This is a genomic window from Streptomyces sp. NPDC031426 (assembly GCF_055581585.1).
On sequence record NZ_JBVIJE010000022.1, the window covers coordinates 67,474 to 82,799 of the forward strand.

A 15,326-nucleotide genomic window follows, 5' to 3' on the forward strand; every position below is an offset into this window, starting at 1 on the left:
TCACCTTGGAGACTGGTTCTCGGGCGTCCGTCTCAGGTACTACGGGTCGCCCCTTGCGGGTGTCAGCGGCCGCCGGGGCGGACCACGCCCGACTCATAGGCGAAGACCGCCGCCTGGGTGCGGTCGCGCAGGCCCAGCTTCACCAGGATCCGGCTCACGTGCGTCTTCACGGTCTGCTCGGCGACGACCAGCCGCTCGGCGATCTCCGCGTTCGACAGGCCCTGCGCGATCAGGGCCAGCACCTCCGTCTCCCGCTCGGTGAGATCGCCGACGCGCTGCTTGAGCGGGGCCCGGGGGCTGCCGTCCAGACGGGAGAACTCGGCGATGAGACGGCGGGTGACAGCGGGCGCGAGGAGCGCGTCGCCCGCGGCCACCACCCGGACCGCCTCGGCCAGCTTGTCCGCGGAGGCGTCCTTGAGCAGAAAACCGGAGGCCCCGGCCCGCAGTGCCTCGTACACGTACTCGTCCAGGTCGAACGTGGTCAGCACCAGCACCTTGATGGCGGGATGCTCCGCGGTGATCCGGCGGGTCGCCTCGATGCCGCCGAGCTCGGGCATCCGGATGTCCATCAGCACCACGTCCGGGGCCAGTTCGGCGGTCCGCACGATCGCGTCCAGACCGTCCACCGCCTGCCCGACCACCTCGATGCCGGGCTGGGCGCTGAGCAGCACGCCGAAACCCTGCCGGACCATCTCCTGGTCGTCGGCGATGAGTACACGGATGGGACCGGCGCCGCTCGTCATGGGTGCTGTTCTCCTGTCGGGGGCTCGTGCGGGTACGGGTCAGAGGTGGAGCCGGGTGGCAGCTGCCGCCGGAACACGGCGGGCAGGGCGAGGCCGGTCGGCACCGGGGTGCCGTCACGCGGCAGGAACGCGGTCACCCGGAAGCCGCCCCCCTGCTCCCCCGTCGCGACGACGTGCCCGCCCAGCATGGCCGCCCGCTCCCGCATGCCGAGCAGACCGTGCCCGCTGCCCGGGGACGGCGGGGCCGGACGGCTGGGCCGGGAGTTGGTGATGTCCAGGCAGATCCCGTGGGCGTGGTGGACGACCACCACGTCGACCTTCGCGCCCGGGGCGTGCCGCAGGACGTTGCTCAGGGCCTCCTGGACGATCCGGTACGCCGACAGCTCCACGCCCGGCGGATAGCCGCGAGGCTCGCCCTCCACCGTCTTGACCACGTCCAGGCCGGCTGCCCTGGTGTTCTCCATCAGGGCGTCCAGGCGGGCGAGGTTCGGCTGCGGGGCGTCGGGGGCCGGGCCGGTGCCGGGGGCGGACAGCCGGTAGGTCTCCTCGACGGCCTCCGGGTCGTCCGGGCCCTCCGACCGCAGCACCCCGAGGACCCGGCGCAGCTCGGTCAGGGCCTCCAGGGCGTTGTTGCGGATGCCGGCGAGGTTCTCCTTGAGCTCCTCGGAGGGGTTCTCCACCAGGTGGGGGGCCACCTGGGCCTGGATCGAGATCACCGACATGTGGTGGGCGACCACGTCGTGCAGTTCGCGGGCTATACGGCTGCGCTCCTCCAGGAGTGTGCGCCGGGCCCGTTCCTCTGCGGTGATCGTCGTCTGCTCGACCAGTTCCTTACGGGCCTCGCTACGGCTGCGCAGGGCCGCGCCGATGACGGCGGCGATCGCGAACAGGCCGACGGCCACCGTGCCTGTCGGGGAGTAGCGCGTCGCTCCCAGGCCGCCCTCCACGACGGCGGTCACCAATGCGCTCGTCACGAGCGCGGCGACCGTCCCGCGGAACCGGACGCGCAGGGCGAGGAGCACCAGGACGGCCATGTGGGCCAGCAGGACGGGCGTGGCCCAGGGCCAGCCGGGGCTGGACAGCCGAAGCAGCGGCGCCGTCATCTGCTGGCGGGCCATCAGCGCGGTGGCGAGGGCGGCGGCCAGGGACAGGGCCCACGCGGGCACCGGCCGCCAGAGGGCCAGGACGACGGCGGCGGCCTGGAGGAACGTGCTGAAGAACGCCACGGCCGTGGTGAAGCCGTAGCTGTTGGTCAGCTCCTCGCCGCCGCCGAGGGCGATGCCCAGGGCGAGGTAGCCGACGAGCAGGTAGGTGAGCAGGCGGACCCAGCGGTGCCGGGAGAAGGGGGGTGAGTTCGGCGAGGGATTCTCGCCGAACCAGGTCCGAAGGCGGCGCGGAGTGGTCCTGGCGGTGGACGGGCTGTCGGTGGCGGGTCGGTTCTCGGGTGCGGGTGTCCCCTGGGGGTTGTCACCGTCGGCGGCCGCGGGCGTCACGAGGTCAACACTAGGCATTGCGTGGCTGCTTCGCTGGGGGCAGATGGCGGCGGACCACATGGGACCTGCGGTTCCGGGGTCGGCGGGGGCCCTGTTCGTGGTGGCGGAAGGCCGTCCAGCACAGGGCGAGGGTCAGGGCGAAGACCGGAAGCCAGGCGAGGCGGTACGGCACCCAGAGCACAGAGTCCGGCGAGGTGTGCAGGCCGGGCAGCCGGCCGGCCAGGAGGCCCGTGGCCGTCGTGGCCATCATGGCCGTCTGGTGCCACAGGTAGATCGTCATCGCGGAGAGGTTGACCAGGGCCACCGCCGCCCAGAGCAGCGGGCGGGTCATCGCGCGGCGCAGCCGGTCGCGCAGGAGGAGAGCGAGACCGCACTGGGCCAGGCCGAAGGTGACGGCCGCCAGGGTCGGGGGGTCGAGGTTGGAGATCCTCGCGCCGGGGACGCCGACCATGGACGCCGGGTAGCCGGCGCAGCCGACGAGGACGGCCGTGGCCGCAGTACCGCCGAGGAACAGGATCCGGGCCGCCCGGCGGCTGTCCAGCTCGCCCCGGGTCCAGGCCGCGCCCAGGGTGTAGGGGACCAGCCAGCCCGCCGGGAGGTTCAGCCAGCCGAGCCAGGACGGGCCGGTGTGCAGGCCGAAGCGGATCAGGTCCACGTGCAGGACGACAGCGAGGGGCCAGAGCGGGTTGAGGCGGGTGAGGAGCGGGGTGGCGGCCGTCAGGCCGGCGAAGACCAGCAGGAACCACAGCGGTGACAGGGCGAGCTTGAGCAGTGCCTCGATCGTGGCGAGCGGGGTGCCGGTGAGGAGGAGAGCCGTGGCGGCCACCGCCCACAGGCACAGGAGTGCGGCAACCGGGCGCAGGAGGCGGGTCAGGCGGGCGCGCAGCCAGGAGCCGTAGGTCTCGCCTCTGTCCCGGGCGGTGGCGAGGCTTCGGGTCGCCACATGGCCGCCGACCAGGAAGAACACGGCCAGGGTCTGGAACAGCCAGGAGATCGGGGCCAGCCAGGGCATGTGCTGCAGCGGGCTCGTGGTGTGCAGGCCGCCATCGCCGGCCACGAGTGCGGTCACCAGCCAGTGGCCGAGGACGACGCCGAGGATCGCGATGGCTCGCAGGGCGTCCACGGCACGGTCGCGGGAGGCGGGGGTGAGGGCTTCGAGGTTGCGGGCGGATCGGAGGAGGGTGAGGGGCGGCTTCGGCGGGATCGTGCGGAGGGCCGCAGTGAGCCGCGACGCGGGGGAAACCGTCCCGGAGGCCGTCGTGAGGTGGGGGATGCGGGACGTGTCTGCGTCAGGCATGGGGTGCCTCCGGGGGGTTGCCGAGGGTGATCCGGGCCAGGTTGGCGAGGGAGGCCGAGCCCGGGGTGAAGTAGCCGCTGTGGTCGGCGTCGCCCGCGTCGAAGACCCGGGCGCCGAAGGCGTGGGAGACCGGGTCGGTGCCGAAGCCGACGGTGGTGCCGAAGAAGGTGGCGCCGGCGTGCGGCACATCCGCGATCCAGTCCTCGCTGCCGCGGGCCGCCCAGACCCTTGCGCGGGTGTGCAGGGCCGCGACGGAGTCGGCGCCGGTGCCGGGGCTGCCGACCAGGACGATGTCGTCGGCGTCCAGGCCTCGGGCGACAAGGCCGCAGACGACCGTGCCGTAGGAGTGGCACAGCAGGGACAGGTGCGCCTGCGGTTCCGTCGCGGCGCGCAGCCGGCGTACGAAGGCGCGCAGGCGAGGGGCGGCTTCCTTGGCGCGGGTCGTCGTGGTCACCGTGGTGCTGACGGTGGCCGGTGTCTCGTAGCCGAGCCAGGCGACGACCGCGGTGCGGGTGCCTCGGGGCGTGCGGTGGGTGAGGTCGGCGTACAGGGCCGCGGCCGCCTTGTGGAAGCGGGCGTAGGTGTCCAGGGAGGTGTCCGAGCCGGGCACCAGAACGGCGATGTCGTCGGCGTGGGCCAGGTCGCCGAGCACCTCCGTGGCTTGGCCGGCGCCTCGGCCGTCGAAGCTGAGGAGGTGGCGGGACGGGGCGGCCAGGGTGCGGTCGGCGGCGGCGCGGTGGGTGTCGCCGTGCGCGGCGGCCATGTCGGCGGCGCGGGTGGCGTCGGCCCGGTTGGCGGCGTAGGTCGTCTGGAGGGTCGTCGCCGTGAGCGGGGGGAGGGTGGCGGGTGCCGGTGCGGGGACCTGGGGGCGGGCGGCGCCGGAGAGGGGGGCGGCTATGGCTGCGGTGAGGAGGGCGGTGAGGAGGGTGCGGCGCCACTTCCGGATGCAGGCGCGGGGCGCCTTCGGCGGGATTCGGGTTCCCACCGGCACCACCCGTGACAGTTTCGTCGTCGGGTGCGGGCGGCTCTCGTGGGGCGGAGGCGCCGTCGGCGGCTGCGGGGTCGTGGGCAGGGTGTCCGACCCCGTGGGCAGTTGCCAGTCCGCGGAGGGGGAGGCACCGTACGCCGGTTCCTGCGGGCGGCCCTCGTGGGGCGGAGGCGCCGTCGGCGGCTGTGGGTGTGTGGTCTCGTGGGTGTCCCCCATGGGCGGGCTTCCTTTCAGATTGCCCGGCCATCGGGCTTGTCTGACAAGGAAGTTATGGATCGGGGGGAGTCGTCGGCGTCCCGCCAGGGAGCTGTTCTGCGGGGTAGCTCTCAGGTACTACGGGTATGACCGGGGCCGACCCGCAGGGGTGGGCGGCGTACCGCCCCTGCTACCACGCCAGTTGCGCGATCTCCTCGGCCACCACCGCGCACGCGTCCGCCGCCGGGTCGATGAGCGGGAAGTGGCCGACGTCCTCCAGCAGGGTCAGGCCCACCACCTCGCCGGCCTTCGCCGCCGCGTCCGCGTACGACTCGGCCACCGCCTGCGGCACCACCAGGTCCGTACGGCCCTGGACGAGCGTCGTCGCGATACCCGTCGGGAGGAGCAGGACGGGGTCGGCGTAGGGGCGGCGCTCGCCGAAGGTGTCGTGTCCGCCGAGGAGTTGCAGGCTCGCGTTGCCGCAGACGTCCAGCTTCTCCGCCACCTCGAAGTCCGCGATCGGGGCGAGGGCCACGACACCCCGCAGGGAGGCCGGGCTGTCGGTGCGCCAACCGCTGTCCGGGGGCAGGAGGTGGCGGGCCGCCGCCCACAGGGCGAGGTGGCCGCCGGCCGAGTGGCCCGTCACCACCGTGCGGCGGAGGTCGGCCTGTGGGAGCGCCTCCCGGGCCAGAACGGGCAGCGCGTCCAGGGCGGCGGCGATGTCGTCGAAGGTGTCGGGCCAGCGGCCGGCCGGAGGAGCGGCGTCGCCGCCGTCACCCCTGTTCTGCCCGGGGATCAGCAGGTCACCGCCGCGCCGGTACTCGACGTTGGCCACGGCGAAGCCCCGGCGGGCCAGATAGTCCGCGAAGGGAGTTATGTGGCGGCGGTCGTAGCGGGCGCGCCAGGCGCCGCCGTGCAGGACCACGACCAGCGGGGCCGGGGAGTCCGCGGCGGTCCGGGGGGCGTAGAAGTCGATCACCTGGTCGGGATGGCTGCCGTACGCGGAGGTGACGTCGGGGTCGACCGGCGGGTGCGAGAAGGCCGACTCCTCTTCGGCGGCGGCGCGGGCTGCTGCGGCGTCGTCCGGCATGCTCCAACCTCTCAGCGATGGAACCTCTTTGGCGCCTGGTGGACCAGGTGGGGAATTTTCGTTCGCCGTTGGCGGGACCGTATCAGTCCGGTGACATGCGGGGACATGGGGATGTCACGCAGGGTGAGTAATAAACGGTTCTGTAGGGAAAGGCCTGGGAGGCCCGGGGGGCCTGGGGAGAAGGCGCCCCTCCCCGTACGCCCCCAGGCCCAGCCCGGCCCAGCCAAGCCCCAGGCCCCGCCCCTCTCCTACGCCAGTTCCTCGCCCAGGATCCGCGCCGCTCGCTCCGCCTCGCCGAAGCCGACGTACAGCGGGGTGAAGCCGAAGCGGAGGACGTCGGGGTGCCGGAAGTCGCCCACGACACCCCGGGCGATCAGGCGTTTCATCACCTCGCCCGCGTCACCGCAGCGCAGGGCGACCTGGCTGCCGCGTTCCTCGTGCCGTTCCGGGGTCACGGACTCCACCCGCCCCGGCTCGGTGTACGCCCGCACGCACCGCAGGAAGAAGTCCGTCAGCGCGAGGGACTTGGCGCGGACGGCGGAGACGGACACGTCGTCCCACACGTCCAAGGCCGCCTCCAGGGCCAGCATGGACAGGATGTCCGGGGTGCCCACACGGCCGCGCAGGGCACCTGGCGCCGCGGTGTACGACGGGCTCATGCCGAAGGGGTCCGTGTGCGAGTTCCAGCCGGGCAGCGGGGAGTCGAAGCGGGACTGGAGATCGCGACGGACGTACAGGTACGCCGGTGAACCCGGGCCGCCGTTCAGGTACTTGTAGGTGCAGCCGACCGCCAGGTCGACCCCGTGCGCGTCCAGGCCCACCTCCAGCGCGCCCGCGCTGTGGCACAGGTCCCAGACCGCGAGGGCGCCGGCGGCGTGGATCGCCGCCGTGAGGGACGGCAGGTCGTGCAGGCGGCCCGTGCGGTAGTCGACGTGGTTGAGCAGGACCGCCGCCGTACGGCCGCTCAACTCCCCCAGCACCTCGGCCGGCGTCACCGCCCGCAGGGTACGCCCGGTCAGGCGGGCCGCCGACTCGGCGATGTAACCGTCGGTGGGAAAGGTGGTGGCGTCCACCAGGATCTCGGTGCGGTCCTCGCCCGCCATCCGTACGGCGGCCACAAGTGCCTTGAATACATTGACACTTGTGGAGTCACCCACGACGATCTGCCCGGCCGCCGCGCCGACCAGCGGGGCGATCCGGTCGCCGATCCGCTCCGGCGCGGTCCACCAGCCGCTCTCCTCCCAGGAGCGGATGCGCAGTTCGCCCCACTGGCGGCGGACCACGTCGGCCACCCGGTCCGGGACGTTCGCGGGGAGCGCGCCGAGCGAGTTGCCGTCCAGGTAGATCACATCGTCCAGGACGAAACGGGAACGCAGCGGGGCGAGCTCGTCCGCCGCGTCCAGCTTCTCTGCCTCCAGAGCCAGTTCAGACATGGGACCTCGCCGTCCACAGCTCCGGGAACACGTTCTTGCGGGCGCGCTTCTCCAGCCAGGCCACGCCGGCCGAGCCGCCCGTGCCGGGCTTGGCGCCCATCGCGCGGCGGGTGGCCACCAGGTGGTCGTTGCGCCAGCGCCAGACCAGTTCGGCCACGTCGGTCAACGCCTCGCCCAGCCGGGCCAGTTCGGCGTCCTCGTCGCCGGAGTAGATCGCCGTCCAGGCCTGCTCGACCGCGTCGGAGGGCTCGTAGCGCTGCGAGACGTCCCGGTGCAGGACGGACCCGGGGACCGGATGCCCGCGCCGGGCCAGCAGCCGCAGCACCTCGTCGTACAGGCTCGGCTCGTGCAGCGCCTTCTCCAGCTCCGCGTGCGCGCGGGGGGCGCCACGGTGCGGTACGAGCATGGACGCGGACTTCTCGCCGAGCAGGAACTCCAGGCGCCGGTACATCGCCGACTGGAAGCCGGAGCCCTCGCCGAGGGCGGAGCGGTACGAGTTGAACTGCGCCGGGGTGAGCTGGCCGAGGGGCTTCCAGGAGGCGTTGAGGGCCTCCAGTTCCCGTACGGAACGCTTCAGCGCGGCGATCGCGGTCGGTACGTCGTCGCCGCGCAGGGCGGCCGCGGCCGTCTCCCACTCATGGACGATGACGGTGAACCACAGCTCCATGACCTGGGTCGTGACCAGGAAGACCATCTCTCCGGGATCGTCGGAGAGGGTGTGCTGGAGATGGGTGAGCACGTCCGCCCTGACGTAGTCCTCGTACGGCGTCGTGCCCGCGAAATCGAGATGCGGAGTCTCGGGCTCCTGAGTCTCCAAGGACTGCTGAGCCGGTTGGGACATCGCTGTCTCCTGTTATAGCTCCGGGTAGCGGTCCGCCCCTGCCGATGCCGGCACGGGGGCCCCGGTCCCCACCCGGCATCCTCCGCAATCGGCCCCCGGTACGGCAAGGCCCGTCCGTTGCCAGACAGGCCACACCGGTGATGCGCGGCTAGCCGAAGAGGGTCCCCCTCGGTCGGGTGCGTGCCGACTCTCAGCTGTGCTCACGACCGTCCCGGCGGACCGGGACCAGCAGGGTGAAGGTGGCCGGATCCCTGCTGGTCAGGGACAGCCGGCCGCCGAGGGAGGCGGCCAGGTCGAGGGCGAGGGCGAGGCCGATGCCCGTACCCTCCCCGCCGCCGGTGTGTCCGCGGTCGAACAGCCGGGGCGGCTCGCCCTCCACGGTCCCCTCGTCGCTCACGTCGATGGCGAGGGCGTCGTCCAGGTCCCGCACCACGACCCGCACGGTTCCGTGCCCGTGCACGCGCGCGTTGTCCAGCAGGACGCCGAGCACCTCGGACACCGGACCGCCCGCGACCCGGACCTCTTCGGGTCCATCACGTGTACCGCACTCCAGGCGTCTGCCGTCGTCGGCGAACAGTCCGTGCCAGCGCTCGTCCATGTCTCGGAGGAGTTGCGCCACCGGAGTGTCTCCGGCGGCGTGGCGGGGCCGGTCCGGGGAGCGGGACAACCGCAGCACTTCCTCCACCGTGTGGTGCAGGCGGTGGGTGGTGGACAGGGCCTCGGCCAGGAAAGGTCTCAGCCGGGCGTCGTCGTCCTGGGCGAGGGCCGCCTCCAGGGTGAGTTGCAGGCCAGTGAGGGGGGTGCGCAGCTGATGGGAGGCGTTGGCGGCGAAGTCGCGTTCGCGCCGGAGGAGTTCGGTCAGGCTGTGCAGCATCGCGTTGTGGGTGCGGGCCACCTGGTCGATCTCGGCGATGCTGCCGGCGGCTGCCCGGGCACTCAGGTCGCCGTCGGCGACGGCCCGGCAGTGGCGGGAGAGATCCTCCAGCGGAGCGGCCAGCACCCGCGCCTGACGACGGGCGACGAGTACCGCGACAACCAGCGCGAAAACGGTCACGCCCAGCAGTACGGCCCACACGACGAGGATCCGTTCACGTACGGCGTCCACGGGTGAGGACGCCCGCACCACGCCGATCACCCGCTCGGCATGGGAGACCGGCACGGCGGCGACCAGGTCGCCGCCCGACCGTCCCCGTTCCACCTCTCCGCCGAAGGCGCTGCGGACCGGCGCGTCCGCCGTCCGGGGTCCGCTGCCCTGCCGCAGTCGCTGCTGCGGGTCGTACAGACCGAGGTGCCCACCGGCGGGTGCTCTGGGCAGTTCCACCGGGTCGCCGGCCGCGTAGTCCGGGCTCACCCGTACGGCGCCGGCGAGGGCCGCGCGTTCCAGGGCGTCGCGCTGGCCGGCGTAGAGGTCGGACCTGACGGCCAGGGCCAGGGGGACAGCCAGGAGGACGACGGCGACCAGGGCGGCGGTGAGGGCCACTCGCACCACGCGCTGTCTCATGCCCCCATCATGCGGCGGCCCGGCCGGGTGTGCGGGACGCTGCCCTCGCTTTTGCCGTCGTCTAACCCTCGGCGAGCAGGGTGTTAACCGGCCGCTTCCTAGCGTGGGTGCCATGACCCCCCGTCGGGGACTGTTTGGAGGGCAGTGGCCATGGCAGCACACGCACGGACACGTGCGGTCGTCGGGCTGGCGCTCCTCGCGGCGGTGACCGCGGGCTGTGCCGGCTCCGGCTCGCACTCCGGTTCCGGCACGACGAAGGCGGCACCGCCGGCCTCCTCGGCACGCAGCGGCAACGGGCAGAGCAACCCGGCTCCCACCGAGTCCAACCCACCCGGCGACATCCCCGACAACCAGGTGTACGTCGCCTACCGGCCGACCAGCGGCACCTTCACCGGCTTCACCGTGAAGGTGCCCGAAGGCTGGGCCCGCACCGAGCAGGGCAACTCCACGGTGTTCACCGACAAGCTGAACACCGTGAGGATCACGGCGGCCTCCGCCGCCACCGCCCCCACGACCGGCTCGGTCACCCACACGGTCGTCCCGCGGTTGCGTTCCCAGGTGGCGAAGTTCGCCGCGCCGAAGGTGTCGGAGGTGAACCGGCACGCCGGCCGTGTCGTCCTGCTGACCTACCAGGGTGACTCGGCGAAGGATCCCGTCACCGGCAAGGTGGTGCGCGACGCGTTCGAGCGGTACGCCTTCTACCGGTCCGGCCACGAGGTGGACCTGACCCTGTCCGGCCCGGTCAACGCCGACAACGTCGACCCGTGGCGCATCGTGAGCGACTCCTTCACCTGGCGGTGAGACCGATGCCCGCCTCCCGGCCGGACGAGGACGTCCTCACCGCCCGCGAGCTGTACCGCTTCTACCGCGCCGGCGAGGAGGAGACCCTCGCGCTGCGCGGGGTGTCGCTGCGGGTGCGGCGGGGCGAGACGGTCGCGGTCGTGGGGCCCTCGGGTGCGGGCAAGTCGACTCTGCTGGCGTGTCTGGCAGGGATCGACGAGCCCTCCGGTGGCGAAGTCCGGCTGGGTGGTGTGCGGATCAGCCACCGGCCCGAGCCCGAGCGCGCCCGGTTGCGCGCCCGGCACATCGGCGTGCTGCTGCAGACCCGGAACCTGCTGCCTCACCTGAGCGTGCGGGACAACGTCCGCCTGCCCCAGCGGGCCGCAGGCCGTAAGCCCGACGTCTCGGCCAAGGAGCTTCTGACCCAGGTGGGGCTCGGCGACCGGATGCATTCCCTGCCCCTGCAGCTGTCCGGCGGAGAGCTGGCCAGGGCCGGGCTGGCCGTATCGCTGGCCAACTCGCCCGACGTGCTGCTGGCCGACGAGCCGACCGGAGAACTGGACGGTGACACGGAGCAGCTGGTGCTCAGCATGCTGCGGGACCGGGCCGCGCAGGGGTGCGCGGTGCTGATCGTGACGCACAGCGCCGAAGTCGTCCGGATCGCGGACCGAGTGATCACGCTGGACGACGGGAGGGTCGCCGACACCTCGGCCCCGGACCGGAGCCCCCTGCGACAGGAGGCTCACGATGTCACGTGACGAGGTGCTCGTCGCCTGCACGGACGCGGCGCTCACCTTCGGCCGGGGCACGCAGGCGGTCGTGGCCGTGCACGGAGCCAACCTGGAGATCGGGTCCGGCGACCGGCTCGCGGTCGTCGGCCCCTCCGGGTCCGGGAAGAGTTCGCTGCTGCACCTGCTGGCGGGGCTCGAACAGCCCACCAGCGGCACGGTGACCCGGGCCGCCTCGCTGGGCCCGTACGACATCGGTCTGGTCTTCCAGGGCGACAGCCTGATCCCGGCCCTGAACGTGGCCGAGAACACCGCCCTCCCTCTGGTCCTCGCCGACCGGCCGGAGGACGAGGCGCGGCAGGCCGCCCTGGCGGCGCTCGCCCTGGTCGATGCCGCCGACCTGGCCGACCGGCTGCCCGAGGAGATCTCCGGTGGTCAGGCGCAACGGGTGGCCGTCGCCCGGGTGCTGGCCCAGTCCCCGCGCCTCATCCTCGCCGACGAGCCCACCGGCCGCCTCGACCACACCACCGGCGCCCGTGTCCTGGACGCCCTGCTGACCGCGGCCGGGCACACCGGCGCGGGTCTCGTCGTCACCACCCACGATCCGGCCATCGCCGACCGGCTCACCACCCGGCGCACCATGCGGGACGGGCGGCTGCTCGCACCCGAGGGAGTGTCATGATCACCGCCTGGGCGGCCGGCCTGGCCCGTCACCGCACCGGACGCCTGCTCGCCGCAGTGGCCGGCATCGCGCTCGCGGTCGCCCTCGTCGCCGCCCTGGGGTCCTTCCTCACGGCGTCGAAGGCGACCATGACCCAGCGCGCCGTACGCTCGGTCGCGGTCGACTGGCAGGTCCAGGTGCAGCCCGGCGCCGAGCCCGGCACGGTGATGACCCTGGTCCGCAGGACGCCCGACACCCGCGCCGCGCTGCCGGTCGGCTACGCCCACACCACCGGATTCACCGCCCGTGTACAGGGCAGCACCCAGACCACCGGCCCCGGCATGGCCCTCGGCCTGCCCGACGGCTATCGCCGGCTGTTCCCCGACGCCATCCGCACGCTGTCGGGCTCCCCGACCGGCGTCCTGCTGGCCCAGCAGTCCGCCTCCAACCTGCACGCAGCCCCCGGCGACACCATCGGCGTCCGGTTCCCCGGCATCGGGCTGAGGCAGGTGAAAGTGGACGGCGTGGTCGACCTGCCCCAGGCCGACTCCCTCTTCCAGACCGTCGGCGCCCCCAGCCAGTCCCAGCCCACGGCACCCCCGGACAACGTCGTCCTCCTGCCCGCCACTCGGTTCGCGTCCCTCACCCGGGGCGCCACCGCGGTCACCACGCAGATCCACGTGGCCCGTGACGACGCCCGTCTGCCCTCCGACCCGGCCGCCGCCTTCACCACCGTCACCCGCGCCGCCCACAACCTGGAGGCCCGCTCGGCCGGCACCGCCCTGGTCGGCAACAACGTCGGCGCCGCCCTCGACTCCGCCCGCCAGGACGCCCTGTACGCCCAGATCCTCTTCCTCTTCCTCGGCGTCCCGGGCGCCGCCCTCGCCGCCGCACTGACCGCCGCGGTCGCCTCCGCCGGCGGTGAGCGCCGCCGTCAGGAGCAGGGCCTGCTGCGGATGCGCGGCCTGCGCCCCCGCCAGATCACCGCCCTCGCGGGGCTGGAAGCGGCCCTGATCGGTCTCGTGGGCGGCTTGTCGGGGCTGGGCATCGCCGCGCTGACCGGCCGTCTCGCCTTCGGTGCCGCCTCCTTCGGGGCGAGCGCGGGCACCTGGGCCGCCTGGTACGGCATCGCCTTCGCCCTCGGCGCCGCCGTCGCCGCCGGGGCGGTCCTGGTCCCCGCCCTGCGCGACCTGCGCACGGTGACCGTCGCCGAAACCCGCAAGGAGTCCGACGCCCGCAGCACCCGCAGCCCGTGGTGGATGCGCTACGGCCTGGACTTCGCCCTCCTGATCGGCTCCTGGCTCGTCTTCCGCGCCTCCTCCGGCAACCAGTACGCCCTCGTCCTCGCCCCCGAAGGCGTGCCCAGCATCTCCGTGTCGTACTGGGCCTTCCTCGGCCCGGCCCTGCTGTGGGTGGGCGCCACCCTGCTGGTCTGGCGGCTCACCCTCCTCGCCCTCACCCACGGCCGCCCCGCCCTGGCCCGGCTGGCCCGCCCGCTCACCGCGACCCTCGCCGGCACCACCGCCGCCACCCTCTCCAGGCGCCGACGCCCGCTCGCCCGCTCGATCGTCCTGCTCGCCCTCGCCGTGTCCTTCGCGATCTCCACCGCCGTCTTCAACGCCACCTACAAGCAGCAGGCCGAGGTCGACGCCCGACTGACCAACGGCTCGGACGTGACGGTCACCGAACCACCCGGCGCCCATGTCCCGCCCAGCGCTGGTGCCGCCCTGAAGATCTCCGGTGTACGGCACGTAGAACCACTCCAGCACCGCTTCGCGTACGTCGGCTCCGACCTGCAGGACCTCTACGGCGTCCGCCCCGGCACCATCGCGCGGGCCACGTCGCTCCAGGACGCCTACTTCGCCGGCGGCACCGCGCACCAGCTCATGCGGAAGCTGGCCGAGCGTCCGGACAACCTGCTGGTCAGCGTCGAGACCGTCAACGACTTCCAGCTCTCCCCCGGTGACACCGTCAACCTGCGCATCCAGGACGCCCGAACCAAGGCCCTGCGCACGGTCCCCTTCCACTACGCCGGCATCGCCAAGGAGTTCCCCACCGCCCCCAAGGACAGCTTCTTCGTCGCCAACGCCTCCTACATCGCCAAGGCGACCGGCAGCGACGCCATCGGCGCCTTCCTCCTCGACACCGGCGGTACCCACCAGAAGCAGATCGCCGCGCAACTGCGCGGACAGCTAGGCACCAGCGCCACGGTCACCGACCTCACCCAGACCCGCGGCACCGTCGGCACCAGCCTGACCTCCGTCGACCTGGCCGGGCTCACCCGTATCGAGCTCGCCTTCGCCGTCCTGCTGGCCGCCGGAGCGGGCGGACTCGTCCTCGCCCTCGGCCTCGCCGAACGCCGCCGCACCTTCGCCATCGCCACCGTCCTCGGCGCCCGGACCCGCCAGCTGCGCGGAATGGTGCTCACCGAGGCGCTCCTCCTGACCGCGGCCGGCCTGGCCGGAGGCGCGGCGATCGGCTGGGCGCTGTCCGAAATGCTGGTCAAGGTCCTGACGGGCGTCTTCGACCCACCGCCCGCAAGCCTGTCGGTCCCCGGCGCATACCTCGCGCTCACCGCGTCCGCCGCTCTGCTCGCCGTACTGGCCGCAGCCCTGAACGGCATCCGCCGCGCGCGACGCCCCGCCGTCGAGGAGTTGCGCGACCTGTGAACAGCCCGCAGGCACAAGAGCTCGTGCCGATCGCACAGACCCCTCCTACGCTGACCATCATGGGCACGCCCGCCGTACCGGACCGCAGCCGCTTCCGCGTCCTCGTCGTCGAGGACGACGACACCATCGGGCGCCACCTGGAAACCGGCCTGCGCAGCAACGGCTACGCCCCCACCTGGAGCCGCACCGGCGCCTCCGCCCTTGCCGAAGCCACCCAAACCGCCTACGACGCCCTGCTCCTGGACCTCGGCCTGCCCGACCTCGACGGCTTGGACCTCGCCCGCACCCTGCGCTCCCGCTTCCCCGACCTGCTGATCGTGATCCTCACCGCACGCACCGACGACATCGACGTCATCGCCGGCCTGGACGCGGGCGCGGACGACTACCTGGTCAAACCCTTCAGCCTCACCGTCCTTCTCGCCCGACTCCGCGCCCACCTGCGCCGCCAGACCGCCACCTCGCCGGCGGAGCAACCGGTACGGCTCGGCGACCTCGTCCTGGACACCGCGGCCCGCCGCTGCACCCTCCACGGCGCCGAAGTCTCCCTGCGCCCCAAGGAGTTCGACGTGCTGGCCCTGCTCGCCCGGCGCCCGGGCGCGGCCGTCTCACGGGAAAACCTGATGGCCCAGGTGTGGGACGAGAACTGGTTCGGCCCCACCAAGACCCTGGACGTCACCATGGCCGGCCTGCGCCGCCGCCTCGCCCAAGCCGCGGACGCCTCCGGCCGCCCCTGCCGGCTGCCCCGCATCACCACCCTCCGCGGACATGGCTACCGGCTGGAGCGCTGCAGCTAGTGCTGCCGGACCCGCTGCGAAGGTCGCGGCCTCGGCCCGGTGCAGGGCCCGCTCCCGGTGCAGTTCCGCGCTCTGCTTCTCCGGTCCTCGGTGAGCGCGATGTAGCGGGCAGC

The 15,326-nt window shown here is 73.2% G+C and carries 13 protein-coding genes; 5 read left to right on the forward strand and 8 right to left on the reverse strand.

Annotated elements, in window-relative coordinates:
- Nucleotides 1-62 precede the first annotated feature (62 nt).
- From ACZ5NH_RS33580 to ACZ5NH_RS33615, 8 genes are all read right to left on the reverse strand, one after another.
- Nucleotides 63-743, reverse strand: coding sequence for a response regulator (locus ACZ5NH_RS33580; RefSeq protein ID WP_388623409.1), 681 nt, complete (start codon nucleotides 741-743; stop codon nucleotides 63-65).
- The gene (locus tag ACZ5NH_RS33585; protein WP_468780668.1) at nucleotides 740-2,254 is read right to left on the reverse strand and encodes a sensor histidine kinase; all 1,515 of its coding nucleotides are present in this window, start codon (nucleotides 2,252-2,254) and stop codon (nucleotides 740-742) included. The genes ACZ5NH_RS33580 and ACZ5NH_RS33585 overlap by 4 nt, the downstream gene beginning before the upstream one ends.
- On the reverse strand, nucleotides 2,247-3,533 hold the full coding sequence (locus ACZ5NH_RS33590; RefSeq protein WP_468780670.1) for an acyltransferase family protein: 1,287 nt from the start codon (nucleotides 3,531-3,533) through the stop codon (nucleotides 2,247-2,249). The genes ACZ5NH_RS33585 and ACZ5NH_RS33590 overlap by 8 nt, the downstream gene beginning before the upstream one ends.
- Nucleotides 3,526-4,737: an alpha/beta hydrolase gene (locus ACZ5NH_RS33595; RefSeq protein ID WP_468780671.1), complete on the reverse strand. Its 1,212-nt coding sequence runs from the start codon at nucleotides 4,735-4,737 to the stop codon at nucleotides 3,526-3,528. The genes ACZ5NH_RS33590 and ACZ5NH_RS33595 overlap by 8 nt, the downstream gene beginning before the upstream one ends.
- Nucleotides 4,738-4,906: 169 nt before the next feature.
- On the reverse strand, nucleotides 4,907-5,806 hold the full coding sequence (locus tag ACZ5NH_RS33600; RefSeq protein WP_468780673.1) for an alpha/beta hydrolase: 900 nt from the start codon (nucleotides 5,804-5,806) through the stop codon (nucleotides 4,907-4,909).
- Between the two features lie 248 nt (nucleotides 5,807-6,054).
- Nucleotides 6,055-7,239, reverse strand: coding sequence for a kynureninase (gene kynU / locus ACZ5NH_RS33605; protein WP_468780675.1), 1,185 nt, complete (start codon nucleotides 7,237-7,239; stop codon nucleotides 6,055-6,057).
- Nucleotides 7,232-8,080, reverse strand: a complete 849-nt coding sequence (locus tag ACZ5NH_RS33610) for a tryptophan 2,3-dioxygenase family protein (RefSeq protein ID WP_388623392.1) — start codon at nucleotides 8,078-8,080, stop codon at nucleotides 7,232-7,234. Before ACZ5NH_RS33610 ends, kynU begins: the two co-directional genes overlap by 8 nt.
- Nucleotides 8,081-8,270: 190 nt before the next feature.
- A complete protein-coding gene (locus ACZ5NH_RS33615; protein ID WP_468780677.1) occupies nucleotides 8,271-9,581 on the reverse strand; it encodes a histidine kinase dimerization/phospho-acceptor domain-containing protein in 1,311 nt (436 codons plus the stop codon).
- A 150-nt stretch (nucleotides 9,582-9,731) separates the two neighbouring features.
- Here ACZ5NH_RS33615 and ACZ5NH_RS33620 point away from each other — a divergent pair, with 150 nt between their 5' ends.
- The 5 genes from ACZ5NH_RS33620 to ACZ5NH_RS33640 are packed head-to-tail and all read left to right on the forward strand — an operon-like array spanning nucleotide 9,732 to nucleotide 15,213.
- Nucleotides 9,732-10,382, forward strand: coding sequence for a hypothetical protein (locus ACZ5NH_RS33620; protein WP_468780679.1), 651 nt, complete (start codon nucleotides 9,732-9,734; stop codon nucleotides 10,380-10,382).
- A gap of 5 nt (nucleotides 10,383-10,387) precedes the next feature.
- On the forward strand, nucleotides 10,388-11,119 hold the full coding sequence (locus tag ACZ5NH_RS33625; protein ID WP_468780681.1) for an ABC transporter ATP-binding protein: 732 nt from the start codon (nucleotides 10,388-10,390) through the stop codon (nucleotides 11,117-11,119).
- Nucleotides 11,109-11,771: an ABC transporter ATP-binding protein gene (locus tag ACZ5NH_RS33630; protein ID WP_468780683.1), complete on the forward strand. Its 663-nt coding sequence runs from the start codon at nucleotides 11,109-11,111 to the stop codon at nucleotides 11,769-11,771. Before ACZ5NH_RS33625 ends, ACZ5NH_RS33630 begins: the two co-directional genes overlap by 11 nt.
- Entirely contained in the window at nucleotides 11,768-14,419 is a 2,652-nt protein-coding gene (locus ACZ5NH_RS33635; protein WP_468780685.1) for an FtsX-like permease family protein, read from the forward strand. The genes ACZ5NH_RS33630 and ACZ5NH_RS33635 overlap by 4 nt, the downstream gene beginning before the upstream one ends.
- 59 nt (nucleotides 14,420-14,478) lie before the next feature.
- Nucleotides 14,479-15,213 (forward strand): response regulator transcription factor, encoded by a 735-nt coding sequence (locus ACZ5NH_RS33640; RefSeq protein WP_468780687.1) that lies wholly within the window; start codon nucleotides 14,479-14,481, stop codon nucleotides 15,211-15,213.
- Nucleotides 15,214-15,326 lie beyond the last annotated feature (113 nt).

Bases quoted from the DNA above. Each gene is read 5' to 3' on its own strand.
- ACZ5NH_RS33580 (WP_388623409.1), bottom strand. From the start codon at position 743: ATGACGAGCGGCGCCGGTCCCATCCGTGTACTCATCGCCGACGACCAG.
- ACZ5NH_RS33585 (WP_468780668.1), bottom strand. From the start codon at position 2,254: ATGCCTAGTGTTGACCTCGTGACGCCCGCGGCCGCCGACGGTGACAAC.
- ACZ5NH_RS33590 (WP_468780670.1), bottom strand. From the start codon at position 3,533: ATGCCTGACGCAGACACGTCCCGCATCCCCCACCTCACGACGGCCTCC.
- ACZ5NH_RS33595 (WP_468780671.1), bottom strand. From the start codon at position 4,737: ATGGGGGACACCCACGAGACCACACACCCACAGCCGCCGACGGCGCCT.
- ACZ5NH_RS33600 (WP_468780673.1), bottom strand. From the start codon at position 5,806: ATGCCGGACGACGCCGCAGCAGCCCGCGCCGCCGCCGAAGAGGAGTCG.
- kynU (WP_468780675.1), bottom strand. From the start codon at position 7,239: ATGTCTGAACTGGCTCTGGAGGCAGAGAAGCTGGACGCGGCGGACGAG.
- ACZ5NH_RS33610 (WP_388623392.1), bottom strand. From the start codon at position 8,080: ATGTCCCAACCGGCTCAGCAGTCCTTGGAGACTCAGGAGCCCGAGACT.
- ACZ5NH_RS33615 (WP_468780677.1), bottom strand. From the start codon at position 9,581: ATGAGACAGCGCGTGGTGCGAGTGGCCCTCACCGCCGCCCTGGTCGCC.
- ACZ5NH_RS33620 (WP_468780679.1), top strand. From the start codon at position 9,732: ATGGCAGCACACGCACGGACACGTGCGGTCGTCGGGCTGGCGCTCCTC.
- ACZ5NH_RS33625 (WP_468780681.1), top strand. From the start codon at position 10,388: ATGCCCGCCTCCCGGCCGGACGAGGACGTCCTCACCGCCCGCGAGCTG.
- ACZ5NH_RS33630 (WP_468780683.1), top strand. From the start codon at position 11,109: ATGTCACGTGACGAGGTGCTCGTCGCCTGCACGGACGCGGCGCTCACC.
- ACZ5NH_RS33635 (WP_468780685.1), top strand. From the start codon at position 11,768: ATGATCACCGCCTGGGCGGCCGGCCTGGCCCGTCACCGCACCGGACGC.
- ACZ5NH_RS33640 (WP_468780687.1), top strand. From the start codon at position 14,479: ATGGGCACGCCCGCCGTACCGGACCGCAGCCGCTTCCGCGTCCTCGTC.